A 22694-nucleotide genomic window follows, 5' to 3' on the forward strand; every position below is an offset into this window, starting at 1 on the left:
TAAAAAAATGAAAAAAACAATTTTAAAAGTAACCGGTTTAATTGTACTTGCCTTAGGGATTTTCACAAGTTGCACTACAGATGAAGAAGATTCATCGTCTTCAAGTTTTGTTTTAGACCCAAACAATTTTCAGGGAACAATTTCTGATGGTGAAGTAATCTTAAACGCAGGAACTGTTTACAAATTAACAGGAAAAATTCAAGTAAATGAAGGAGCAACTTTAATAATACCAGCAGGAACTATTATTGAAGGAGTTGGTGGTACAGCTTCTTATATCGCAGTAACTCAAGGAGGAAAAATTAATGTGAATGGAACAAGTTCTAATCCTGTGATTTTCACAAGTGGTTTAGCAACTAAAGCTCCTGGTGACTGGGGCGGATTAGTTATTTGTGGAAAAGCTCCGATTAACCGAGTAGACGGCGGAACAGGAACAGCACAATCTGAAGTAGCCGATTTAACTTATGGTGGCACAATCGCTAATGACAATTCTGGTTCTATACGATATTTACGAATTGAATATGCCGGAGCTGCATTTAACAGCGAAAAGGAATTCAACGGAGTTTCTTTATTTGGAGTAGGTTCAGGAACAACTTTTGAATACGTTGAAGCCCTAAATGGTTCAGATGATGGCTTTGAATTTTTTGGTGGAACTGTAAATACTTCTAATTTAGTTTCAATTGGAAATGAAGACGATCAATATGATTGGACAGAGGGTTGGAATGGAACAAATTCTAATTGGTATGGAAAAGTTGCAAATGGAAAAGGAAACCGAGGAATTGAAGCAGATAATTTTGAATTGGGATTTTTAAATATGCCAATAGCTAATCCAACGATTACAAATATGACTTTAGTTGGACCCGGAAGTAGTGCAGAAGTTACTGTATACCCTGAAAACCAAGCTATTAAATTAAGAAGAGGGACGAAAGGAATTTTTTCAAATGTTTATTTAGAAGCATGGAAAACTGGTTTTGATATAGAACATGATGAAACTATTAGCTATGTAGGAAGCTCTTTAATGGCTACTAATGTTAACTTTAACGATGTTCCTACCCAAACGAAAGGCAAAAAAACTGATGGAACTAGTGAAGATGTTTCTACCGCTGTTACTGTTGGAACAGGAATGGGTGCCGGAAACGGAAGCGGTGCTCCGGGCTGGTCTTCTGGCTGGGCAATTGGATTCTAATTAAAACAAAAAAAAGTTATTTAAAATCCTGAATTAAACAATTCAGGATTTTTTTTACTTTGGTATGATATTTGAAATATTTTATTACCTTTGTTAGTGTAATTTATGATGATGACGAAAAAATACTTATTTACTTTTTTAACTATTTTGTTTCTTTCCTTGACCGTTTCGGCTCAAGAAGGGAGGACTCAGCAGTCTTCTAAGTTACAAGAAACTACAATAGAAGGTTTAAGCTTTTATCCTAATCCTGTGAGCAATGGCAAAATATACATCTCATCAAAGTCTTCTTTAGCTAAGGAAATAATCATCTTTGATATTATTGGTAAAATCGTTTTACAAACAATCATATCATCAAAAGAGCTGAACGTTTCGTCCTTATCACCAGGTATTTATATGATTAAAATCAAAGAAGGAGAAGCGACTGCTACCCGAAAATTGATTATCAAGTAGTTAGATTACTATTTATTTACAATTATTAACAATACTTTTACCTACATTTTTTTATTACTCAAGAAAATGTTAGTACCTTTGTCACATAAATTATTTTAAACATTTATTAAAATGAAAAAACTTTACACTCTATCTTTAATTTTGATGTCCGCTTTTGGATTTTCACAACCTGTATTAACTGCTTTCGTAGACGGGCCATGTCCTGGTGGTTTACCAAAAGTATGTGAAATTTACGCTAAAGGAACTGTTGATTTTACACAATTTTCTGTTCAAAATCAAACTAATGCTAATACCACTTGGGGAACTGCAGTAGATTTATCTTCTTTAGGAACAAGAACAAATTCGTTTGTTTATATTATTTATACAAACGCTAACATTGCTGTAGCTACTACGGAATTTCCAATGATTGTTGCTGGTAATAGCATAGAAAACAACGTAATGAACCTTAATGGTGATGACCGTTTAAGAATTATCAACACTTCATCAGAAGCTGTTATTGATCAATTTGGCGTGAGTGATATTGACGGAACAGGAACTTCTTGGGAATGGTTAGATACCTATGCTAAAAGAAATAATGGAACTGGTCCTGACGGAGCTTTCATTGAATCAAATTGGACTATTGCTCCAATCAATACTTTAGATACTGCTGGTTCTTGTTTAACACCTCCTGGCCCACAAGTTCAAACAATTGTTAACTTAGGTTCATATACTTTAAGTTTAAACAAAAATGCTATTGCCGGTTTAAAAGTATATCCTAATCCAGTAGAGAACGGAACATTATATATTTCTACTGACATCAATGCAGAAAAAAGTATCCAAATTTATGATATCCTTGGAAAACAAGTATTAAATAAAGTTACTGCTGCTGAATCAATCAATGTTGCCGCTTTAAAATCTGGTGTTTACATTGTGAAAATCACAGAAGAAGGTAATACTGCTTCTAGAAAATTAGTGATTAAATAAGTTCACTTTTATTATACAAAAAAAGCATCAACGAAAGTTGGTGCTTTTTTTATTCTTATTTTTGCAAAAAAAACATTGACTCCATCTGAAATTTTCTCATTAGCTTCTTCAAAATCATTTGAAAAAATGGCACTCAAAGTGTTTCGTTTTCAATTTGAACAGAATGCAGTTTACCGAGAATTTTGTCAGTTTTTAAAAAAAGACAAGGCAAACGTTAAAGCAATTGCTGATATTCCTTTTTTGCCGATTCAGTTTTTCAAAAGCCACCAAGTAGTCAGTTCGGCATCTCCCATTGAAGTTATATTCACAAGTAGTGGCACTACCGGAATGGTGAATAGCCAACATGCGGTAACCGATTTAGCCTATTATGAGCAAAGTTTCCGAACTGCTTTTGCTCAGTTTTATGGTTCAATTGAAAATTATGTCATCTTAGCACTACTCCCTTCCTATTTAGAGCGTGAAGGCTCATCATTGATTTATATGGTTGATGATATGATAAGAAATTCCAATAATCCAGACAGTGGTTTTTACCTCAACAATTATAACGAGTTAATTGAAAAATTAGAACAACTTGATAATTCAGGTCAAAATGTATTGTTAATTGGCGTGACTTATGCTTTATTAGACTTAATTGAAAAGAAAAAATTTCAATTAAAAAATACGGTTATCATGGAAACAGGCGGTATGAAAGGCAAGCGTAAAGAAATGATTCGCGAGGAATTGCATGCTGCTTTAAGAGAAGGTTTTGGCGTTTCTACCATTCATTCGGAATATGGGATGACCGAATTATTATCACAAGCCTATTCATTTGGAAATGGTATTTTTGAATGTCCGCCTTGGATGCACATCTTAATTCGTGATACAGAAGACGCCCTCAGCTATCTTGCCGACGGAAAAACAGGTGGTATAAATATCATTGATTTGGCGAATGTTAATTCGTGTTCCTTTATTGCTACGCAAGATTTAGGCAAAAAAAATCCCAATCACTCTTTTGAAGTATTGGGACGTTTTGACGCGAGTGATATTCGTGGTTGTAACTTATTGGTTATATAAATCGCAAGATAAAATAGGTTTTCTTTCCGCGTTGCAATAAAACAAATTCATTATTGATTAAATCTTCTTTTGTAATCGAAAAATCTTCTGTTACTTTTTCGCGATTTACAGAAATAGAATTTTCTTTTAATGCTCTTCTTGCTTCTCCGTTAGATGACATAAAACCCGATTTACTGGCTAACGCATCTACAATAGTAATTCCTTCCGCCAAATCCGCTTGAGCTAATTCTGCTTGAGTAATACCATCAAAAACATCTAAAAAAGTTTGACTATCCAATTCTTTTAAATCAGTTGAAGTAGAATTTCCAAATAAAATAGAGGATGCTTTAACCGCTTTATCATATTCTTCTTGAGAATGAACAAAAACCGTAATTTCTTCGGCTAATCTTTTCTGTAACAAACGCAAATGCGGTTCAGCCCTGTGTTTTTCAATTAAATCATCAATAGTCGCTTTATCTAAAAAAGTAAAGATTTTGATATATTTTTCGGCATCTACATCAGTTGAATTAAACCAAAATTGATAAAATTTATACGGCGAGGTTTTGTCGGCTGTTAACCATACATTTCCGCCTTCCGATTTTCCAAATTTAGAACCGTCAGCTTTGGTGATAAGCGGCGTTGTTAAAGCAAAAGCTTTACCTCCTTCTTCTGAATTCACGTTCATTCTTCGCACCAATTCAGTTCCCGTTGTAATATTTCCCCATTGGTCTGAGCCCCCCATTTGCAATACACACTGGTGGTGTTTGTGCAAATAGTAAAAATCATAACCTTGAATTAATTGATACGTAAACTCCGTAAACGACATTCCTTCGCCTATTTCGCCACTCAAGCGTTTTTTGACCGAATCTTTCGCCATCATATAGTTCACGGTAATTCGCTTACCAATATCGCGAGCAAATTCAATAAACGTAAAGTTCTTCATCCAATCATAGTTATTTACTAAAAGAGGCGCATTTGCGTCGGCCGAATTAAAATCTAAAAACCGAGAAAGCACATTTTTAATACCTTCTACATTTTTATTAAGTGTTTCTTCATCTAACAAATTCCGCTCATCTGATTTTCCAGATGGGTCGCCAATCATTCCAGTAGCACCACCGACAAGGGCAATGGGTTGATGCCCAAAATTTTTTAAATGAACCAATAAGATAATCTGAACCATGCTGCCAATATGCAATGAATCTGCGGTAGGATCAAATCCGATGTAAGCAGTTGTTGCTTCTTTCAACAATTGTTCTTCCGTTCCCGGCATCATATCGTGAAACAAACCTCGCCAACGTAATTCTTCTACTAAATTTTTCATTTAAATTAATTTTGGCAAAGATAGTTTTAATTCGATAATTTGAAAATGTACAACGGAAACATTTATCTTTGTTTTATGAATTTAGTTACTGGCGGAACCGGATTAGTGGGAGCACATTTACTCTTGCATTTAGCACAAAAAGGCGAAAAGTCAAAAGCGTTGTATCGCAATGAAATCACCATTCACAAAACCAAAGCATTATTTGAACAATTTCAAAAATCAGAATTATTTTCTGAAATTGAATGGGTTGAAGGTGATTTAAATGATATTCCTGCTTTAGAAATAGCTTTTAAGCACTGCACATTAGTTTATCATTGTGCTGCTTTGATTTCCTTTGACCCCACAGACGAAGCGATATTGCGAAAAGTAAATATTGAAGGAACAGCCAATATGGTTAATTTATCATTGGCTTTTGGAATAGAAAAATTTTGCTATGTAAGTTCAATCGCTGCTTTAGGTGATTTAAATGAAAGCGAAACTATTATTACTGAAGAAAGTGAGTGGAATCAAGAAAAAGCACATAGTGATTATGCCATTTCGAAATACGGTGCCGAAATGGAAATTTGGAGAGCCCAACAAGAAGGATTAAGTTGTGTTATTGTAAATCCTGGAGTAATTTTAGGTACGGGTTTTTGGGACTCTGCAAGTGGTGAAATTATTACTAAAATAAAAAAAGGAATGCCTTTTTACACCTTGGGCTCTAGCGGTTTTGTAGCTGTTGAGGACTTGGTTAACGTAATGTTTTTATTGATGAAAAGCTCCTTTTCTGGAGAACGTTTTACCGTAATAGCAGAAAACATCGATTTTAAAACCTTATCCAATTGGATTGGGCAAAATTTTAACGTAAAGCCTCCCTATTTATATGCAAAACCCTGGATGACAATGTTGGCATGTCGAATAGACTGGGTATTATCAAAACTCCTACTTAAAAAGAGAATATTATCTAAATCAATGGTGAAATCGCTGCACACAACCGCTATGTATTCCAATGACAAAATAACTAAAACCTTATCCTTTACCTTTAAACCTATTCGGGTTTACCTCAAAGAAATCAGTTCACTTTAGCTAGCTATTCCTTTTTTAAAAAAGTATTTCTACGTTTATTTTTAGTAGAGTCAATCACCGTTTTTGTCGATGGTATTGGTCTTTTCACTACGGCCATGGCACTATCCGCTTGTTTTTTTTGCTCTCCCAATTGGAGCTCTACCTTTTCATACATTTTTTTATAATTTTTTAAATCAGCAGCATAATAAAGGTTGTTTTCAACAAATTGCAAACTATCAATTTTATATTTTTTATAAATATAGGTATACGGATTTATTTGATGTTGTTCTAAAATAACTGGATTGTTAGATTTAATGGCTTCTAGCACACTTAAATCATATATAATAGAAATCATTGTTTCTTCTTCAATAAACTTTTTGGGTTTTTTAGCCTTCTCTTTTTGACAAGAAAAAGTCAATAATCCTATAAAAAAAAGAATGAAGATGCCTTTTATATTCATTTTATTATCGGTTAAAAAGTAGTCGTTTACCCACTTTAATTTCATTCACTTTTGAGTTGTGATAAACCAATTGTCCGTTCACAAAGGTATGCGTAATACGCGATTTAAAATTAGTGCCTTCAAAAGGAGACCAACCGCATTTGTAAAGAATATTCTCTTTTTTAACGCTCCAAGGTTTTGCGGGATTTATCAAAACCATATCGGCATAATAACCTTCTTTTAAAAAGCCTCGTTTTTCTATTTTAAAAATTTTAGCAGGATTATGGGCCATTTTTTCGACAATTTTTTCAATAGAAATTTTTCCTTGATGAAAAGCTTCAAACATTGCCACGACCGCATGTTGTACTAAAGGTCCGCCCGAAGGAGCTTTAGTATAGATTTGATTTTTTTCTTCAAGTGTATGCGGTGCGTGATCAGTAGCAATCACATCGATGCGATCGTCTAACAAAGCATTCCATAAAGCAGTTCGGTCTTTATCAGTTTTTACTGCTGGATTCCATTTGATAAGATTACCTTTCGTATTATAATCGTCATTCGTGAACCATAAATGATGGACACAAACTTCTGCCGTAATTTGTTTTTCTTCCAATGGAATTTTGTTGGTAAACAATTCCATTTCTTTAGCTGTAGAAAGATGAAAAACGTGAAGTCTTGCTCCTGTTTTCTTCGCCAAAGCGATGGCTTTAGAGGAAGACAAATAACAGGCTTCTTCACTGCGAATTAAATGATGAAATTTAACTGGGATATCTTCGCCATATTCTTCTTTATACTGAGCTAAATTTGTCTGAATCGTCTGTTCATCTTCACAATGTACCGCAATTAACATTTTGGTTGAAGAAAATATTTTTTCTAAAGCCTCTTGGTTATCCACCAGCATGTTTCCGGTTGAAGAACCTAAAAACAACTTTATTCCAGCCACATTTCGTGGATTGGTTTTTAAAATTTCGTCTAAATTCGTATTGGTTCCTCCCATCATAAAAGAATAATTGGCATGAGAAGAATTGGATGCAATTTGGTATTTATCTTCTAATAATTCTTGCGTAATCGCATTGGGAACCGTATTGGGTTGTTCAATAAAAGAGGTTATTCCGCCTGCAACGGCAGCTCTGGATTCTGATGCTATGTCTCCTTTGTGAGTCAAGCCCGGTTCACGAAAATGCACTTGGTCATCAATGGCTCCTGGAATTAAATAATTTCCTTCTGCATCAATCACTTTAAAATCGGGTTTTGCACTAATACTATCTGCAATTTCAACAATAAATTCACCATCAACCAATACGTCGCCTTCAACGATTTTTCCTTCGTTGACAATTTTAGCATTCTTAATTAAGATTTTATTCATTTTTATAATTACAGTCGGTTGAACATTTTTTGAAAACGCAATGAAATGACGCCAAAAACAGCTTCTTTAATAATTCCATTATTCATTTTTGATTTTCCTTGCGTTCTATCTGTAAAAATAATGGGGACTTCTATAATCTTAAAACCTTTACAAAAAACACGGTATTTCATTTCAATTTGAAAGGCATAGCCCACAAATTGAATTTTATCTAAATTAATGGTTTCTAAAACCGTTCGTTGATAGCAAATAAATCCCGCGGTGGAATCGTGAATCTTCATTCCGGTAATTAAATTCACATACACCGATGCAAAATAAGACAGCAACACACGGCTTAATGGCCAATTTACCACATTCACTCCACGCACATAGCGAGAACCGATTGCCATTTGTGCTCCATCCATTGCACAAGCATCGTGCAGCCGTTCTAAATCAATTGGATTGTGTGAAAAATCGGCATCCATCTCAAAAATAAATTGATAATCACGTTGTAAAGCCCATTTAAACCCATGAACATAGGCCGTTCCTAATCCAGCTTTACCCGTTCGTACTTCTAGAAAAAGAGTATTTGGAAATTCAAGCTGAAGTTCTTTTACTTTTTCAAAAGTTTTGTCGGGAGAATTATCATCAACCACTAATATATGAAATGTTTTTTGTAATGCAAAAACGGCTCGAATAATACGTTCTATATTTTCGATTTCATTATAGGTTGGAATCACAACTAATCCACTGTTCATAAATACCATAAATTTCATAGCAAAAGTAAACTTTTTATAAAAGATGATTCATAATAAAAGTATAATAAAGTGAATGAACTAAAAAAATAGTAATTTTACATCGAAATTATGGACTATATTCTTGGACAACGCGTGATTGAAAATAATGACTGGGCAACGATTTTGTTTGTCCTATGTTTTATCTTGATTGCCATAACCAAAACTTTTTTTGAAGCCCGTTTTAATGATTTTTTAAAGCTTATTGTGACGGATAAGTATACCAAAATCTACAAAGATTCTTCGTTTATGTTAAGTTGGTTTACGATTAGTTTATTTATCGTTCAACTAATTTCGATTGCCTTTTTTATATTACTACTCTTAAATTATTTTGGACTAGCCTCTAAAACCGATTGGATAAAATACATTCAAATTATTACCTTAATTGGTGTGTTTGTTTTATCGAAATATTTAGTTGAAAAAATCATCGCTACCTCCTTTAAGATAGAAGACTTTATTGAACAGTTTAATCTTCAAAAGGTGAGTTACCGCACTTTTATTGGCGTGTTTTTATTGCCAATTAATTTAATTTTGTATTATAATGACGTTTATTCAGATTTTATAATATACAGCGTTCTCGCTATTGTGTTGATAGTTAATGGCTTTACCTACTTGCTTTCATTAAAGGCATATCAAAATTTACTATTTAGTAAGATGTTTTATTTTATTTTGTATCTTTGTGCCCTTGAAATAGCCCCCTACTATTTTATGTATTATTGGTTTACAAGACGATAGTTTTTATAACAAGTCCGTATATGAAAGTGAAAACAATTTTGGTGTCACAACCAGAACCAAAAGTAGAGAACTCCCCATACTTTGAGCTGATTCAGAAGCATAAAGTAAAAATTGATTTCAGACCCTTTATTCATATTGAAGGGGTTTCATCAAAGGATGTCCGAGGCCAAAAAATCGATTTAAATAATTTTACGGCTATCATTTTAACTAGTCGAAATGCTGTTGACCATTTTTTTAGAGTGGCAGAGGAAATGCGATATAAAGTGCCTGAAGATTTGAAATATTTTTGCCAATCGGAAGCGGTTGCTTTTTATCTTCAAAAATATGTGGTGTATCGCAAACGTAAAATTTATGTTGGCCAAAAGGATTTTGTTGATTTATCTCCTTTGATAAAAAAATACAAAGAAGAGAAATTTTTGTTACCTGCATCTGATCAATTAAATTTTGACATCCCACAAACGCTTACTAATCTAAAAGTAGATTGGACTCAGGCTGTTTTTTACAAAACAGTAATGAGTGATTTATCCGATTTAGCAGATGTTTATTATGATATTTTGGCCTTTTTTAGTCCAACAGGAATTAAGTCATTATTCAAAAATTTTCCTGAATTTAAACAAAACAATACACGGATAGCTGTTTTTGGTAGTACCACACAAAAAGAAGCATTAGACCGCGGCTTACGAGTCGATATCATGGCTCCTTCGCCAGAAGCTCCTTCGATGACGATGGCTTTAGAAAAATATATTACAAAAACAAATAAAGATAAGTAAGCTGCTTTGTATTTGGTTTTTTGACAAAATAAAAAAGAGTCCTTCAAAATTTGAAGGACTCTTTTCGTTAGGTTAGTTAATGTAAAATTATAGTTGAGGACCTGCTTTTACCAAGTTTTGTCCTTCTTCATTATCAGTATACTGAACGAAATTTTTTATAAATAAACCGGCTAAATTAGCTGCTTTTTCATTCCACTCCGCCTTATTTGAATAGGTATCTCTCGGATCAAGAATGGCCGGATTCACTTCGTGCAAAGCTGTTGGAATAGCAAAATTAAACATCGGAATAGTTTTTGTTTCAGCTTTTTCAATAGACCCATCTAAAATAGCATCGATAATGGCTCGTGTGTCTTTAATTGAAATTCTTTTTCCAGTTCCATTCCAACCTGTATTGACCATATAAGCGGTAGCGTTGTGCTCTTCCATTTTCTTTACTAATTCTTCACCATATTTGGTTGGATGTAACGATAAAAACGCTTTACCAAAACAAGCAGAGAAAGTTGGTTGTGGTTCAGTTACTCCTCTTTCTGTTCCAGCTAATTTTGCTGTAAATCCAGAAAGGAAATAATACTTCGTTTGCTCAGGAGTAAGTTTAGAAACGGGAGGCATAACACCAAAAGCATCTGCTGTTAAGAAGATTACTTTTGTAGCATGCCCTGCTTTAGAAACTGGCTTAACAATATTTTGAATATGATTAATTGGATAAGAAACACGCGTATTTTGCGTTACTGAACCATCTTTAAAATCAATTATTCCATTCGCATCAACGGTTACATTCTCTAATAAAGCATCTTTTTTGATAGCTCCATAAATATCTGGCTCGTTTTCTTTACTTAAATCAATGGTTTTTGCATAACAACCACCTTCAAAATTAAAAACACCTTCGTTATCCCAGCCGTGCTCATCATCGCCAATTAATTCGCGTTTTGGATCTGTTGACAAGGTTGTTTTTCCAGTTCCAGACAAACCAAAGAAAACAGCTACATCTCCGTCCTTTCCTTTATTTGCAGAACAGTGCATAGAAGCTATTCCTTGTAAAGGCAAATAATAATTCATCATCGAGAAAAGACCTTTTTTCATTTCTCCTCCATACCAAGTCCCACCAATAATTTGAACTTTTTCTGTTAAGTTGAAGGCCACATATACTTCAGAATTTAAACCGTGGGCGGCATAATCCTTAAAGGTTGTTTTTGAACCATTCATCACAATAAAATCAGGCTCACCAAAATTTTCAAGTTCCTTTTCTGTTGGACGGATGAACATGTTTTTAACAAAATGAGCTTGCCAAGCCACTTCCATAATAAAACGCACTTTTAATCGTGTGTTTTCATTGGCACCACAAAAGGCGTCAACTACAAATAATCTTTTTCCAGAAAGTTGGTTAACTGTATTCTCTTTCAAAGCTATCCATGTTTCTTGAGAAATAGGCTTGTTATCGTTTGGAGCTTTTGGAGAATTCCACCAAATGGTATCTTTCGTCACGTCATCTTCTACAATATATTTATCTTTTGGAGAACGACCAGTAAATTCACCAGTCATTACATTTACAGCTCCGAGCTCGGATAACTGTCCTTTTTCAAAACCTTGAAGACCTGAACTGAGCTCTTCTTTATATAAAAATTCAAACGAAGGATTGTAGATTATTTCTTGGGCATTGTGTATCCCGTATTTTTCTAACGAAATCGATTTCGTAATTTGAGCGGATGTATCCATAAAATTAACCGTTTAGTTGTGTTTATTTATTTGGCAAAAATAAAAATTTAATCTTTACTATTTTGAGATTTATCAATAAATTATGCTTTTTGTTTATAAATATCAAAAAACAGAACGCCCCAAGCGACAATTAATAACAATCCCCCAATTGGCGTAACAGGGCCTAAAAAGCCAAAATCAACCGAAGTAACGGCCGGTGTTGCTAATAAAAAAATGGAGCCAGAAAAAAGCAAAACCCCAACCAACACTAAACTTAGAATGATTTTCTTACTTTTTTCTGTTACTAAAGAAGTGGTTCCGAGAAAAAGCAAAAAAATAGCGTGATACATTTGGTAACGCACCCCTGTTTCAAAAGTGGTCAATTGGTTTTCTGTAAGTTGTGATTTTAACGCATGGGCTCCAAAAGCACCTAAAATAATAGCTAAAATCCCAAGAACTGCGGCAAAAAGAATTATTTTTCGATTCATTTGGCTTAAAATGTCTGACAAATTTACACATTTAAATTTTCTCAAAAAAAGAATTAACAGCACTTAATTTGTTAGAAATATAACATTTGCTTACTTTCGTGTGATTTTTATACTAAAACCCATGAGAAATATTCTGATTATTGGAGCAGGTCGATCAGCTTCTTCGCTTATAAAGTACTTACTCACAAAGTCTGACTCTGAAAAACTGCATCTCACCATCGCTGATTTATCATTAGAATTAGCCATGAAAAAAACCAATAATCACCCGAATGCAACGCCAATTCAGTTGGACACTGTTAATGTAGAACAGCGGCAGAAAGAAATTCAAAAGTCGGACATTGTCATTTCTATGCTTCCTGCTCATTTGCATGTAGAAATTGCACAAGATTGTATCGCTTTCAGAAAAAATATGGTCACTGCTTCTTATATAAGTCCGAAAATGCAAGAGTTAGATGCTCAAGCAAAAGAAAATGGTTTAATTTTTATGAATGAAATCGGACTTGATCCTGGCATTGACCATATGAGTGCGATGAAAGTCATTGATGAAATTAGAGCAAAAGGCGGAAAAATGATTCAGTTTGAGTCGTTTTGTGGCGGCTTAGTTGCTCCCGAAAGCGATACTAATTTATGGAATTATAAGTTTTCATGGAACCCTAGAAATGTAGTATTAGCTGGTCAAGGCGGTGTTTCGAAGTTTATTCAAGAAGGAAAGTATAAATATATTCCGTATAATAAATTATTTAGAAGAACGGAGTTTTTAGAAGTAGAAGGCTATGGCCGATTTGAAGGCTATGCAAATCGCGATTCGTTAAAATACCGTAGCATTTACGGACTAGATTCTATTTTGACGATGTATCGCGGCACGCTTCGTCGGGTTGGTTATTCAAAAGCATGGGACATGTTGGTGCAACTCGGCATGACTGACGATAGCTATACGATGGAAAATTCTGAAAACATGACCTATCGTGATTTTACAAATTCCTTCTTGGCTTATCATCCAACGGATTCGGTAGAGTTGAAGTTACGTCATTACCTTAAAATTGACCAAGATGATGTGATCTGGGATAAATTTATGGAACTCGATTTATTTGATGCTTCCAAAAAAGTGTCCATTAAAAATGCAACGCCGGCTCAAATATTAGAGAAAATTCTAGCTGAAAAGTGGGCTTTACAACCAGAGGACAAAGACATGATTGTGATGTATCATAAATTTGGTTACGAATTAAACGGAAAAGAGTGTCAAATTGATAGCACCATGGTTTGTCTTGGAGATGATCAAACCTATACTGCAATGGCTAAAACAGTTGGCTTGCCAGTTGCTATTGCCACTTTACAAATTTTAAACGGCAACATCAAAACTCCCGGTGTTCAAATTCCAATTAAAAAAGAAGTATACCTTCCAATTTTAAAAGAATTAGAATCTTTTGGTGTTGTTTTTAATGAAAAAGAAGTACCTTATATGGGTTATAATCCAAATAATGTAGCGGGATAATTTTGAATTTTACAATCTGTTTTTATTAATTTCGTCTTGTAATTGGCGTCCCAATTTCTGTTCTTTTTCTAAAGCTTTGTGCTTATAGTCTTCAAAATCAGTTTCTAATTTTTCTGCGTGACTTTTTTGTTCATTTGCGACTGATTTAGCACTTTTAAGTTGAACAAACAACAACAGTAAAACAAGTCCTAAGACAGAGACAATTCCCCACATCAAATAATTGTAGTTGGTTTTACTCATCGTAGTTCCAAATAAATCAACATTATTTTGAGCCGTTTGCAATTCATTTAAATTCGCTTGTGTTGTTTTTAAGGTGTCGTTTAGTTTTGACACGATCGCTTGATGACTCTCTTTTTGTTTTTTTAAATCAACTAATTCCTTTTGGTATTGACGAACAGAATCCGTGCTGCTTTTTTTAAGTTGTAATAAATAGTCTTTTTTTACCACTTTATACTCTTGAAAATTGTTTGACTTTTGCATAACATAATCAAACTGCTCGTTTAAAGTACCGTTACTTTTTCCTTGGCTATTTTCTTGAGCAAAAGCTAAGGAGGTTATTGAAATCAAGAGGAAAACTATATAATTTTTCATAAAAAACATCTCATTAAACTCGTTTATAAAAATTAGAGGCATAACAAATTTAATTTTTTTTGTTTAAGTATCCTAACTTATTATCGTTATCAGAAGTGCTTTTAGAAAAATAAATTACTTTTACCTATCAAAAATGAAAATTTTAGAACAATTTATAACTTTATTCCTATTTTTGATTTAAAATAGAAACTTATGAAAATTAATTCTTTAGAAGTTGAAATAGATGGGATTGATAAAGAGATTCTTCGCGATTTGATGGAAGATGCTCGAAAACCTATTTTACAAATTGCAAATAAAATTGGCATTTCAGGAGCGGCCATTCACCAACGTTTACGTAAATTAGAAGAAGCCGGCGTGATTTCGGGTTCTAAATTCATACTTAATCATAAGGTTTTAGGCTATAAAACGATGGCATTTATTGGAGTTTATTTAGACAAAGCTTCTAGCAATGCAGAAGCGGTGAAAGAACTAAAAAAAATTCCTGAAGTTTTGGAATGCCATTATACCACTGGAAATTGGAGTATTCTCATTAAGATTATTTGTCGGGACAATGAACATTTGATGCTTTTGTTAAACAAAAAAATTCAACCAATTGACGGCGTTTCTCGTACGGAAACCTTTATTTCGTTAGACCAACAAATTGAACGTCAAATCCAATTATAGAACAAAAACTTCGATTAAAGATTGTAAAAAAGTTCAAAATGACAAAATAGCATAAAAAAACCCAAGCTCTTTTTACGGAATTTGGGTTTTTGAATTAGTTTCTTTTTTTTATTAATCTCTTGAACCAAATACTTGCATAGCCCAGTAAATTAGAGAAGCTAAGGCTCCAATTGCTGCTACTAAATAGGTTCGTGCCGCCCATTTTAAGGCATCTTCTGCTCCTTCATATTCTTGTTGCCCCACCATATTTGCTTTTTTTAACCAAGCCAATGCCCGATTACTTGCGTCATATTCAACGGGTAACGTGACAAAACTAAATGCAGTAGCCAGCGACATCATAACTAAACCTGCCACGGCTACATAAAATCCGATAGCACTACCAGAAGCTGCTCCTAAAATTAATCCGCCAATTACTAACCATTGTGACATTCCCGAAGAAACACTCACGATTGGTACTAATTTAGAACGCATCGCTAACCATTGATAAGCGGTAGCATGTTGCACAGCGTGTCCAACTTCGTGTGCAGCTACGGCGGCGGCGGCGGCATTACGTTGATTGTAAACTGCTTCACTTAAATTTACAGTTTTATCCACCGGATTGTAGTGATCTGTTAAACGACCGGGTGTAGATATCACTTTGACATCGTAAATTCCGTGATCATTCAACATATGCTGAGCAATTTCTGCTCCACTCAATCCGTTTCGCAAACTTACTTTGGAATAAAATTCAAATTTTTTCTTCAATTTTGAACTAACCAACCAGCTCACTAAAGCGATGGCTCCTAATAAAATATAATATCCAATCATAGCATTTTTGTTTTAAACTAACTAATAGCAAAAGGCATTCCAAACTCAGGAAATGACATCTTGACATTTATATATTATACGTAAATTTCTAAAAAAGTTACAAAAAGGAAGTAAAAAAAACCGCAGATTCACAAATTTTAAAAATAACTGTGAAGCTGCGGTTAAAGAAAAAAACAAATTTCTATCCTACCAAATTTATGATTTTTCCTGGAACAATTATGATTTTTTTAGGCGTATTTCCCGCCAATTGAGCAATGGTTCGTTCATCTGCCATGATGATTTCTTCAATTTGAGCAGCGGTTAAATCTAAAGGTAATTTCAACGTAAAACGCATTTTTCCATTGAAGGAAACAGGATATTCTTTTTCTGATTCTACTAAATATTTTTCTTCAAAAATTGGGAAATCTACTTTAGAAATAGAGCCTTCATAACCTAATTGTTTCCATAATTCTTCAGCAATATGTGGTGCATAAGGCGAAATTACAACAGCTAAAGGTTCTAAAATTGCTCTATGATGACATTTTAAAGTGGCTAATTCATTCACACAAATCATAAATTGGGAAACCGAAGTATTGAAAGAGAAATTCTCAATATCTTCTGTCACTTTTTTGATGGTTTTATGCAACGATTTATACATTTCAGCGGTTGGTTCGTCATTGGTTACATTTAATCCGTTATCATCAAAATACAATCTCCATAGTTTTTTTAGGAAACCAAAAACTCCTGTAATTCCTGCAGTATTCCACGGTTTTGCTTGTTCTAAAGGTCCTAAAAACATTTCATACAAACGCAACGTATCGGCTCCATATTCATTACAAATTTCATCAGGATTGACGACGTTATATTTTGATTTAGACATTTTTTCTACTTCGCGACCAACGATGTATTTTCCATCTTCTAAAATGAATTCAGCATCTTTATAATCTACATATAATGGATGATTTTTGAATTTTTCTATATCTAATTCATTTGTAATATCATTAATTACAGCTAAATCAACGTGAATTGGTGCTACATTTAGTGATAAAATTTCGTTATTTGAATCTAAATCTGCAATAGATGAATTTAAAATAGAAAAATCATTTCTTCTATTAAATGACAATAACAATTGTTTTTTAACCCCAGTATTAAAAATTGCCTTCTTTTTATCTCTCAACCAAGCTTCATTAGAAATCGAAGAGTTAAAAATTTCATTTTGATACTTTAAATCAATATAAGTTATAGATTCTAATCTATAAACAAAAGCACTCATTCCCAAAATCATTCCTTGATTAATCAACTTTTTAAATGGTTCTTCTGTTGGTGCAAAACCTCTGTCTTTTAAGAATTTGTTCCAAAAACGAGCATACAATAAATGTCCGGTTGCGTGTTCGCTTCCTCCAATGTATAAATCTACATTTTGCCAGTAATCTAACGCTTCCTTGCTTGCAAATTCTTCTTCATTTTGTGCGTCCATATAACGCATCCAATACCAAGAAGAACCAGCCCAACCCGGCATTGTGTTTAATTCTAAAGGAAAAATAGTTTGGTTATCTATTAACTGATTACTAACTACTGAACACTGAACACTGTCCCAAGCCCAAACCGTTGCATTTCCTAAAGGTGGTTGTCCATCTTCTGTTGGTAAATACTTTTCTACTTCTGGTAATTCAATGGGTAAATATTTTTTGTCAATCATTTGTGGTAAACCATTCACATAATAAACCGGAAAAGGTTCACCCCAATATCTTTGTCTTGAAAAAACAGCATCACGCAAACGGTAATTTGTTTTTCCTTTACCTTGTTTTATATTTTCTAAAGCTTCAATGGCTTTTTTTGTTCCTTCTTTATAGCCTAAACCGTTTAAGAAATCGGAGTTTGTTAGTGTAAATCCTGTTTTTTCACCATAAGCAAAATCCACCCCGCCCGTTGGGCACCCCTCCAATGGAGGGGAATTTAAACTAAAAATATTTTTAATTTCAGGCATTCCGTTGGTTCCTTTGAAGAAATTTGCGAAAGCATAATCACGTTCATCACCACAAGGAACCGCCATAACCGCTCCTGTGCCATAACCTGCTAAAACGTAATCACCAATCCAAACCGGAATGGGTTCTTTTGTAAAAGGATGTTCGGCATAAGCACCTGTGAAAACGCCAGAAATGGTTTTTACATCGGCCATTCGTTCTCTTTCTGAACGTTTTGCTGTGGCCAGAACATAAGCTTCAACAGCTTCTTTTTGTTCAGGCGTTGTGATTTTAGCGACCAAATCGTGTTCTGGTGCTAAAGTCATAAAGGTTACTCCGAAGATGGTGTCGGGACGGGTGGTGAAAACTTCGATAAAATTTGTTTCAGGTTTAAAGTTTAAAGTTTCCTCAGTTTGCGAATCTTTACTAAACTTTGAACTTTGAACTTTGAACTTAACAGTTGCTCCAACACTTTTCCCAATCCAATTTCTTTGCGATTCTTTTAAAGATTCTGTCCAATCGATATCGTTTAAACCTTGTAACAAACGTTCTGCATAAGCTGAAATTCGCATCGACCATTGAGTCATTTTTTTACGAATTACAGGATGACCACCACGTTCTGAAACGCCGTTTACGATTTCGTCATTGGCTAAAACGGTTCCTAATCCTGGACACCAATTTACTTCTGTTTCTGCTAAATAGGTTAATCGATAGTGTAATAGTATTTTTTGTTGTTCGTCTGATGAAAAAGTGTTCCATTCATCTGCTGAAAAAGAAACGATATTGTCATCACAAACTGCATTTACATTGGTATTTCCTTTCTTTTCAAATTCTTGAATTAACGTGCAAATACTTTCTGCTTTGTTGGAATCATTATTGTACCACGATTCAAATAATTGGATGAAAATCCATTGTGTATGTTTGTAATAATCAGCGTTTGAAGTACGCACTTCCCTATTCCAATCAAATGAAAATCCGATTTTATCAAGTTGTTCGCGGTAACGAGCAATATTTTCTTTAGTCGTTTTATCGGGATGTTGCCCAGTTTGAATCGCGTATTGTTCTGCTGGCAAGCCAAAAGAATCGTAACCTTGTGGATGCAATACATTGAATCCTTTGTGCCGTTTGTAGCGAGCTACAATATCGGAAGCAATATAACCAAGTGGATGACCAACATGTAAACCTGCTCCAGATGGATAAGGAAACATGTCTAATACATAGTATTTAGGCAGTAGGTTTTGGGTAGTAGGTTGTTGGGCTGCAAATGTTTGGTTTTCTGACCAGTAGTTGCGCCAATAGGCTTCGATTTCGTTTGGATAATATTTCATTTTTTTAAGATGCTGAGTTTCTGAGAGGCTAAGTTGCTCGGTTTTTATATTTTAAAGGGCAAATTTACGTTTATTGTACTAAAGTCAAAACTTTGACCGTTATAAACTGTGGTTTAACCAATTTCTTTTTTAATTTTACCCCTTAAAATCAATTATATGGCATCATCATTTGAAAAATATCAGAAAAGAAGGCTTATTTCTTCCTACTTTTCTGTGGTTTTAAGTGTTTTTTTAGTTCTTTTTCTGTTGGGAATTTTAGGTCTTTTTATTGTTAATTCAAAGAAAATTTCCAATGATTTTAAAGAGCAAATTCCAATGTCGGTTTATTTTAAAGATACGGCCAAAGATAGCACACTCAAGGCTTTTGGTGCAATGTTAAAAGAATCTGCATTTGTAAAAACAGATACTTTTGTTTCTAAAGAAGATGCCGCTTCTAAACATAAAGATATTATTGGCGAAGATTTTATGCAGTTTTTAGGATTTAACCCCTTACAAAATTCCTATGATATTCACTTAAAAGCAGATTATGTTCAGGCGGATAGCATCAAAACAATTGAACAAGATTTTAAAGAAAATAAATTCATTTCTGATATTGTTTATGACAAACATTTAGTGGATTTAGTAAATGACAATGTTAAAAAAATTACCTTTTGGATATTAGTCGTAACCGGATTCTTAGCAATCGTTGCGGTGTTACTTATTAATAGCTCCATGCGATTATCAATTTATTCCAACCGATTTATCATTAAAACGATGCAAATGGTAGGAGCTACAAAATCATTTATTCGCAAACCTTTTATCATGCGAAGTATAAAATTAGGGATGATTGGTGCTTTATTATCTGATGCGGCCATCCTTGCTGTATTAGTTTACATCGATACAAATTTTCCTAAATTGGGGATTTTAGCAGACAAACCCATGATTGCCGCGGTGTTGATTGGCGTTTTACTTTTAGGGGTTTTGATTTCGTGGTTCAGCACCTTTTTTGCCACTCAAAAATTCCTTAATTTGCGAACCGACGATTTATATTAATTTTTCTTTTTTCAAAAACCAGCAACTATGAGTAGTAAAAACGAACAAAAACAAGAGTTTCTTTTTGAAAAAGTAAACTATAAAATTCTTTTAATTGGTCTTGCTATTATTGCCCTCGGATTTATTTTGATGAGTGGCGGCGGCAGTGACGATCCAAAAGTATTTAGTGAGGCAATTTTCAACTTTCGTCGCATTCGTTTAGCTCCAACTGTTGTTTTAGCTGGATTTGGTGTGGTTATTTATGCTATCTTGAAAAATCCCATCAAAAAATAGTGGAGAGTATTCTATCACGATTGAAAGGCAACGCTATTATCTTGAAAAGTTATTTTTTGGTAGCCTTTGCAATTATTCTGTTTTTTGGTAGCTGTATTTCAAAAACCGAAGATCCTGTCATTACAAAAATCACCGCAGAAAATTACAAGAACCTTACTCTAAATCTAAAAAAGAAAACAATTGTTCATTATTGGTTTTCATATTGTGAACCTTGTATAAAAGAAATGCCCGCTTTAGAAAAAATGGCATCAGAAAACAATTTAGATGTACTTCATATAAGTGCTGACAAAAGTGACAGCAAAATGCAAGACAATCTGAGTACCGTTTTAAAAAAGCTTGAAATGAAAACATGTTACATTGTAGATTTTGAAGATTTATATCCGGGTGGCACAAAATTCATAGCAATACAAAGGGATTTTGCAAAAAAAGTCGGCTGGCCGTCCTTTGGTAGTCCGTATTATATTCTTTTGGATAAAAATGGAAAGACAATTATTGCTGCTGATGAATTATCAAAAATAAAAGAAAAACTATAAAAAGAAAGAAGTCATTACCAGTAGAAATGAACTAAAAACTGATACTGAAAAACTAAATTAAATGGAATTATTACACGTCATACTCATCGCTATTATTGAAGGCTTAACGGAATATTTACCAGTTTCTTCAACGGCTCACATGATTTTTGTGAGTTCGTATTTTGGAATTCAAGAAGATGATTTTGTGAAGCTTTTTCAAGTTTCAATTCAGTTTGGAGCCATTTTAGCTGTTGTATTTTTATATTGGCGGAAGTTTTTTGACTTTTCAAAATTTCAATTTTATATTAAATTAGCTGCAGCGGTAATTCCAGCTTTAATTTTAGGAAAATTATTTGATGACAAAATCGATGCGGTTTTAGGAAACCCTATTCCAATTGCCATCGTGCTCATTCTTGGAGGTGTTATTTTACTTTTTGTAGACAATCGATTTAAAAATCCAACTATCGTTAGCGAAGAACAAATCACGGTAAAGAAAGCCGTTATTATTGGTTTTTGGCAATGTTTAGCGATGATGCCCGGCACTAGCCGAAGTGCTGCTTCGATTATTGGCGGAATGCAACAAGGTTTAACCAGAGCAACGGCAGCCGAATTTTCATTCTTTTTAGCCGTTCCAACGATGTTAGCCGTCACCGTTTATTCCTTATTTTTAAAAACATACGAAGTCACACAATTAAAAGGATACGAACTTTTAGTACAAGGCAATAACATCAAGTTTTTTCTTATCGGAAACATAATTGCCTTTGTCGTTGCCGTTTTAGCCATTAAACTTTTCATAGAAGTGATTAAAAAATATGGCTTTAAACCTTGGGGCTACTACCGAATTGTAGTTGGCATTTTATTACTCATCTATTTTTCCATAAATAAATAATCCCATTGAAAAGTGCACAAGATTTTTTGGATGGTCAAATCCTACTCATAGACAAACCGTATCGATGGTCGTCGTTTCAAACGGTGAACAAACTGAAATATGCGTTAAAACGAAATTTAGAACTTCCTAAGAATTTTAAAATCGGTCATGCTGGAACCTTAGATCCATTAGCGACTGGCTTATTGATTGTTTGTACTGGAAAATTCACCAAACGCATCACTGAAATTCAAGGTCAATTAAAAGAATATACTGGAACTTTTATGTTGGGAAGCACCACGTCTTCGTATGATTTAGAAACAGAAATTGATCAAACATATCCTACTTCTCATATTACTGAAACGCTTATTCAAAATGCAGTTTCACAATTTTTAGGTGAAATTGACCAAAAACCACCTGTTTTTTCGGCCATCAAAAAAGATGGTATTCGGATGTATGAACATGCCCGAGCTGGCGTAGAAGTTGAAATGGTCAGCCGAAAAACAACGATTTATACGTTTGAATTTACCCGAATTGCATTGCCCGAACTTGATTTTCGAGTAGTTTGCAGCAAAGGAACCTATATTCGTTCCTTAGCCCATGATTTTGGGAAGGCACTGGAGTCTGGAGCACATTTAACGGCTTTACGTCGTACAAAAATTGGCGATTACAGCATTGAGAATGGAGTTTCTCCTGAAGATTTTGAAGAAAATTTAGTTTCTAGTAAAACGTAATTGTTTTTTTCATAACTTTATTTTTATTTAATTCTTAATGAGAATGTCAAAAGATAAATCTAAAAACTTAGCAACTCCTGGCCCAATGTCTAAAGATGATTTTGCTTCATTGATTAAAGAAGCAGAAGAAGGCGAATTCATGACTGATAAAAAATTTGAAGAATGGAGATTGCAATGAAAGAAGTAATCAGATCTTCATTTTAT

24 protein-coding genes are annotated in these 22694 nt (G+C 33.9%); 15 read left to right on the forward strand and 9 right to left on the reverse strand.

Translation table 11 applies throughout. From position 1 onward, the window contains the following. Nucleotides 1-7 precede the first annotated feature (7 nt). From PHR76_RS03405 to PHR76_RS03420, 4 genes are all read left to right on the forward strand, one after another. Nucleotides 8-1183 carry a hypothetical protein gene (locus tag PHR76_RS03405; protein WP_300058576.1) on the forward strand — a complete coding sequence of 392 codons (1176 nt, stop codon included), beginning with the start codon at nucleotides 8-10 and terminating at the stop codon, nucleotides 1181-1183. A gap of 111 nt (nucleotides 1184-1294) precedes the next feature. Then, nucleotides 1295-1633 (forward strand): T9SS type A sorting domain-containing protein, encoded by a 339-nt coding sequence (locus tag PHR76_RS03410; RefSeq protein WP_300058578.1) that lies wholly within the window; start codon nucleotides 1295-1297, stop codon nucleotides 1631-1633. A gap of 111 nt (nucleotides 1634-1744) precedes the next feature. Next, a complete protein-coding gene (locus PHR76_RS03415; protein ID WP_300058580.1) occupies nucleotides 1745-2596 on the forward strand; it encodes a T9SS type A sorting domain-containing protein in 852 nt (283 codons plus the stop codon). Nucleotides 2597-2671: 75 nt separating this feature from the next. Continuing rightward, nucleotides 2672-3649, forward strand: coding sequence for an acyl transferase (locus tag PHR76_RS03420; RefSeq protein WP_300058582.1), 978 nt, complete (start codon nucleotides 2672-2674; stop codon nucleotides 3647-3649). Here the strand turns inward: PHR76_RS03420 and tyrS are convergent. After that, on the reverse strand, nucleotides 3642-4949 hold the full coding sequence (tyrS, locus tag PHR76_RS03425; protein ID WP_300058584.1) for a tyrosine--tRNA ligase: 1308 nt from the start codon (nucleotides 4947-4949) through the stop codon (nucleotides 3642-3644). The genes PHR76_RS03420 and tyrS overlap by 8 nt on opposite strands. A 75-nt stretch (nucleotides 4950-5024) precedes the next feature. On the opposite strand from tyrS, the gene PHR76_RS03430 reads away from it, so the two are divergent. Beyond that, nucleotides 5025-6014 (forward strand): NAD-dependent epimerase/dehydratase family protein, encoded by a 990-nt coding sequence (locus tag PHR76_RS03430; protein ID WP_300058586.1) that lies wholly within the window; start codon nucleotides 5025-5027, stop codon nucleotides 6012-6014. Between the two features lie 4 nt (nucleotides 6015-6018). Here the strand turns inward: PHR76_RS03430 and PHR76_RS03435 are convergent, their stop codons facing one another. Genes PHR76_RS03435 through PHR76_RS03445 form a run of 3 tightly spaced genes read right to left on the reverse strand, consistent with a single transcriptional unit; the run spans nucleotide 6019 to nucleotide 8529 of the window. Continuing rightward, the gene (locus PHR76_RS03435) at nucleotides 6019-6498 is read right to left on the reverse strand and encodes a DUF4296 domain-containing protein (RefSeq protein WP_300058588.1); all 480 of its coding nucleotides are present in this window, start codon (nucleotides 6496-6498) and stop codon (nucleotides 6019-6021) included. Then, nucleotides 6458-7795 (reverse strand): dihydroorotase, encoded by a 1338-nt coding sequence (locus PHR76_RS03440; protein WP_300058590.1) that lies wholly within the window; start codon nucleotides 7793-7795, stop codon nucleotides 6458-6460. Before PHR76_RS03440 ends, PHR76_RS03435 begins: the two co-directional genes overlap by 41 nt. Nucleotides 7796-7803: 8 nt before the next feature. Further along, nucleotides 7804-8529, reverse strand: a complete 726-nt coding sequence (locus PHR76_RS03445) for a polyprenol monophosphomannose synthase (RefSeq protein ID WP_300058700.1) — start codon at nucleotides 8527-8529, stop codon at nucleotides 7804-7806. A gap of 108 nt (nucleotides 8530-8637) precedes the next feature. Here PHR76_RS03445 and PHR76_RS03450 point away from each other — a divergent pair, with 108 nt between their 5' ends. Both PHR76_RS03450 and PHR76_RS03455 read left to right on the forward strand, forming a co-directional pair. Next, nucleotides 8638-9300, forward strand: coding sequence for a DUF4271 domain-containing protein (locus tag PHR76_RS03450; RefSeq protein WP_300058592.1), 663 nt, complete (start codon nucleotides 8638-8640; stop codon nucleotides 9298-9300). A gap of 20 nt (nucleotides 9301-9320) precedes the next feature. Beyond that, entirely contained in the window at nucleotides 9321-10070 is a 750-nt protein-coding gene (locus PHR76_RS03455; protein ID WP_300058594.1) for a uroporphyrinogen-III synthase, read from the forward strand. A gap of 87 nt (nucleotides 10071-10157) precedes the next feature. Here PHR76_RS03455 and pckA read toward each other — a convergent pair whose 3' ends face one another. Continuing rightward, nucleotides 10158-11783, reverse strand: coding sequence for a phosphoenolpyruvate carboxykinase (ATP) (pckA, locus tag PHR76_RS03460; protein ID WP_300058595.1), 1626 nt, complete (start codon nucleotides 11781-11783; stop codon nucleotides 10158-10160). Between the two features lie 80 nt (nucleotides 11784-11863). Then, entirely contained in the window at nucleotides 11864-12250 is a 387-nt protein-coding gene (locus PHR76_RS03465) for a DUF423 domain-containing protein (protein WP_300058702.1), read from the reverse strand. 121 nt (nucleotides 12251-12371) lie between these two features. Here PHR76_RS03465 and PHR76_RS03470 point away from each other — a divergent pair, with 121 nt between their 5' ends. Further along, nucleotides 12372-13742 carry a saccharopine dehydrogenase C-terminal domain-containing protein gene (locus PHR76_RS03470; RefSeq protein ID WP_300058597.1) on the forward strand — a complete coding sequence of 457 codons (1371 nt, stop codon included), beginning with the start codon at nucleotides 12372-12374 and terminating at the stop codon, nucleotides 13740-13742. A gap of 9 nt (nucleotides 13743-13751) precedes the next feature. On the opposite strand, the gene PHR76_RS03475 is transcribed toward PHR76_RS03470, so the two are convergent. Next, complete coding sequence (locus PHR76_RS03475; protein WP_300058599.1) at nucleotides 13752-14333, reverse strand: hypothetical protein; 582 nt, start codon at nucleotides 14331-14333, stop codon at nucleotides 13752-13754. A gap of 192 nt (nucleotides 14334-14525) precedes the next feature. On the opposite strand from PHR76_RS03475, the gene PHR76_RS03480 reads away from it, so the two are divergent. Further along, on the forward strand, nucleotides 14526-14996 hold the full coding sequence (locus tag PHR76_RS03480) for an Lrp/AsnC ligand binding domain-containing protein (RefSeq protein ID WP_300058601.1): 471 nt from the start codon (nucleotides 14526-14528) through the stop codon (nucleotides 14994-14996). Nucleotides 14997-15107: 111 nt separating this feature from the next. On the opposite strand, the gene PHR76_RS03485 is transcribed toward PHR76_RS03480, so the two are convergent. Both PHR76_RS03485 and PHR76_RS03490 read right to left on the reverse strand, forming a co-directional pair. Then, nucleotides 15108-15803, reverse strand: coding sequence for a zinc metallopeptidase (locus PHR76_RS03485; RefSeq protein ID WP_300058603.1), 696 nt, complete (start codon nucleotides 15801-15803; stop codon nucleotides 15108-15110). A 181-nt stretch (nucleotides 15804-15984) separates the two neighbouring features. Continuing rightward, nucleotides 15985-19074 carry a class I tRNA ligase family protein gene (locus PHR76_RS03490; protein ID WP_300058605.1) on the reverse strand — a complete coding sequence of 1030 codons (3090 nt, stop codon included), beginning with the start codon at nucleotides 19072-19074 and terminating at the stop codon, nucleotides 15985-15987. Between the two features lie 156 nt (nucleotides 19075-19230). On the opposite strand from PHR76_RS03490, the gene PHR76_RS03495 reads away from it, so the two are divergent. The 6 genes from PHR76_RS03495 to PHR76_RS03520 all read left to right on the forward strand — a co-directional run bounded on the left by PHR76_RS03495 (nucleotide 19231) and on the right by PHR76_RS03520 (nucleotide 22668). After that, complete coding sequence (locus tag PHR76_RS03495) at nucleotides 19231-20106, forward strand: permease-like cell division protein FtsX (protein WP_300058607.1); 876 nt, start codon at nucleotides 19231-19233, stop codon at nucleotides 20104-20106. Between the two features lie 27 nt (nucleotides 20107-20133). Beyond that, nucleotides 20134-20379, forward strand: a complete 246-nt coding sequence (locus PHR76_RS03500) for a DUF3098 domain-containing protein (protein WP_300058609.1) — start codon at nucleotides 20134-20136, stop codon at nucleotides 20377-20379. Nucleotides 20380-20420: 41 nt separating this feature from the next. Further along, nucleotides 20421-20912, forward strand: coding sequence for a thioredoxin-like domain-containing protein (locus PHR76_RS03505; RefSeq protein WP_300058610.1), 492 nt, complete (start codon nucleotides 20421-20423; stop codon nucleotides 20910-20912). Between the two features lie 61 nt (nucleotides 20913-20973). Further along, nucleotides 20974-21780: an undecaprenyl-diphosphate phosphatase gene (locus tag PHR76_RS03510; RefSeq protein WP_300058612.1), complete on the forward strand. Its 807-nt coding sequence runs from the start codon at nucleotides 20974-20976 to the stop codon at nucleotides 21778-21780. A 5-nt stretch (nucleotides 21781-21785) separates the two neighbouring features. After that, on the forward strand, nucleotides 21786-22490 hold the full coding sequence (truB, locus tag PHR76_RS03515) for a tRNA pseudouridine(55) synthase TruB (RefSeq protein ID WP_300058613.1): 705 nt from the start codon (nucleotides 21786-21788) through the stop codon (nucleotides 22488-22490). A 43-nt stretch (nucleotides 22491-22533) separates the two neighbouring features. Further along, nucleotides 22534-22668: a hypothetical protein gene (locus PHR76_RS03520; RefSeq protein ID WP_300058615.1), complete on the forward strand. Its 135-nt coding sequence runs from the start codon at nucleotides 22534-22536 to the stop codon at nucleotides 22666-22668. The last annotated feature ends 26 nt before the right edge of the window (nucleotides 22669-22694 follow it).

The sequence above is a fragment of the Flavobacterium sp. genome, from assembly GCF_028689845.1.
In the GTDB taxonomy this organism is placed as follows: Bacteria; Bacteroidota; Bacteroidia; order Flavobacteriales; family Flavobacteriaceae; genus Flavobacterium.

Excerpts from the sequence above, each read along its gene's own strand:
- PHR76_RS03440 (WP_300058590.1), bottom strand. The coding sequence starts at position 7,795 with ATGAATAAAATCTTAATTAAGAATGCTAAAATTGTCAACGAAGGAAAA.
- PHR76_RS03480 (WP_300058601.1), top strand. The coding sequence starts at position 14,526 with ATGAAAATTAATTCTTTAGAAGTTGAAATAGATGGGATTGATAAAGAG.
- PHR76_RS03475 (WP_300058599.1), bottom strand. The coding sequence starts at position 14,333 with ATGAAAAATTATATAGTTTTCCTCTTGATTTCAATAACCTCCTTAGCT.
- PHR76_RS03465 (WP_300058702.1), bottom strand. The coding sequence starts at position 12,250 with ATGAATCGAAAAATAATTCTTTTTGCCGCAGTTCTTGGGATTTTAGCT.
- PHR76_RS03450 (WP_300058592.1), top strand. The coding sequence starts at position 8,638 with ATGGACTATATTCTTGGACAACGCGTGATTGAAAATAATGACTGGGCA.
- PHR76_RS03435 (WP_300058588.1), bottom strand. The coding sequence starts at position 6,498 with ATGAAATTAAAGTGGGTAAACGACTACTTTTTAACCGATAATAAAATG.
- PHR76_RS03445 (WP_300058700.1), bottom strand. The coding sequence starts at position 8,529 with ATGAACAGTGGATTAGTTGTGATTCCAACCTATAATGAAATCGAAAAT.
- PHR76_RS03430 (WP_300058586.1), top strand. The coding sequence starts at position 5,025 with ATGAATTTAGTTACTGGCGGAACCGGATTAGTGGGAGCACATTTACTC.
- PHR76_RS03490 (WP_300058605.1), bottom strand. The coding sequence starts at position 19,074 with ATGAAATATTATCCAAACGAAATCGAAGCCTATTGGCGCAACTACTGG.
- tyrS (WP_300058584.1), bottom strand. The coding sequence starts at position 4,949 with ATGAAAAATTTAGTAGAAGAATTACGTTGGCGAGGTTTGTTTCACGAT.
- PHR76_RS03510 (WP_300058612.1), top strand. The coding sequence starts at position 20,974 with ATGGAATTATTACACGTCATACTCATCGCTATTATTGAAGGCTTAACG.
- PHR76_RS03455 (WP_300058594.1), top strand. The coding sequence starts at position 9,321 with ATGAAAGTGAAAACAATTTTGGTGTCACAACCAGAACCAAAAGTAGAG.
- PHR76_RS03410 (WP_300058578.1), top strand. The coding sequence starts at position 1,295 with ATGACGAAAAAATACTTATTTACTTTTTTAACTATTTTGTTTCTTTCC.
- PHR76_RS03500 (WP_300058609.1), top strand. The coding sequence starts at position 20,134 with ATGAGTAGTAAAAACGAACAAAAACAAGAGTTTCTTTTTGAAAAAGTA.
- PHR76_RS03470 (WP_300058597.1), top strand. The coding sequence starts at position 12,372 with ATGAGAAATATTCTGATTATTGGAGCAGGTCGATCAGCTTCTTCGCTT.
- PHR76_RS03405 (WP_300058576.1), top strand. The coding sequence starts at position 8 with ATGAAAAAAACAATTTTAAAAGTAACCGGTTTAATTGTACTTGCCTTA.
- PHR76_RS03415 (WP_300058580.1), top strand. The coding sequence starts at position 1,745 with ATGAAAAAACTTTACACTCTATCTTTAATTTTGATGTCCGCTTTTGGA.
- pckA (WP_300058595.1), bottom strand. The coding sequence starts at position 11,783 with ATGGATACATCCGCTCAAATTACGAAATCGATTTCGTTAGAAAAATAC.
- PHR76_RS03485 (WP_300058603.1), bottom strand. The coding sequence starts at position 15,803 with ATGATTGGATATTATATTTTATTAGGAGCCATCGCTTTAGTGAGCTGG.
- PHR76_RS03495 (WP_300058607.1), top strand. The coding sequence starts at position 19,231 with ATGGCATCATCATTTGAAAAATATCAGAAAAGAAGGCTTATTTCTTCC.
- PHR76_RS03520 (WP_300058615.1), top strand. The coding sequence starts at position 22,534 with ATGTCAAAAGATAAATCTAAAAACTTAGCAACTCCTGGCCCAATGTCT.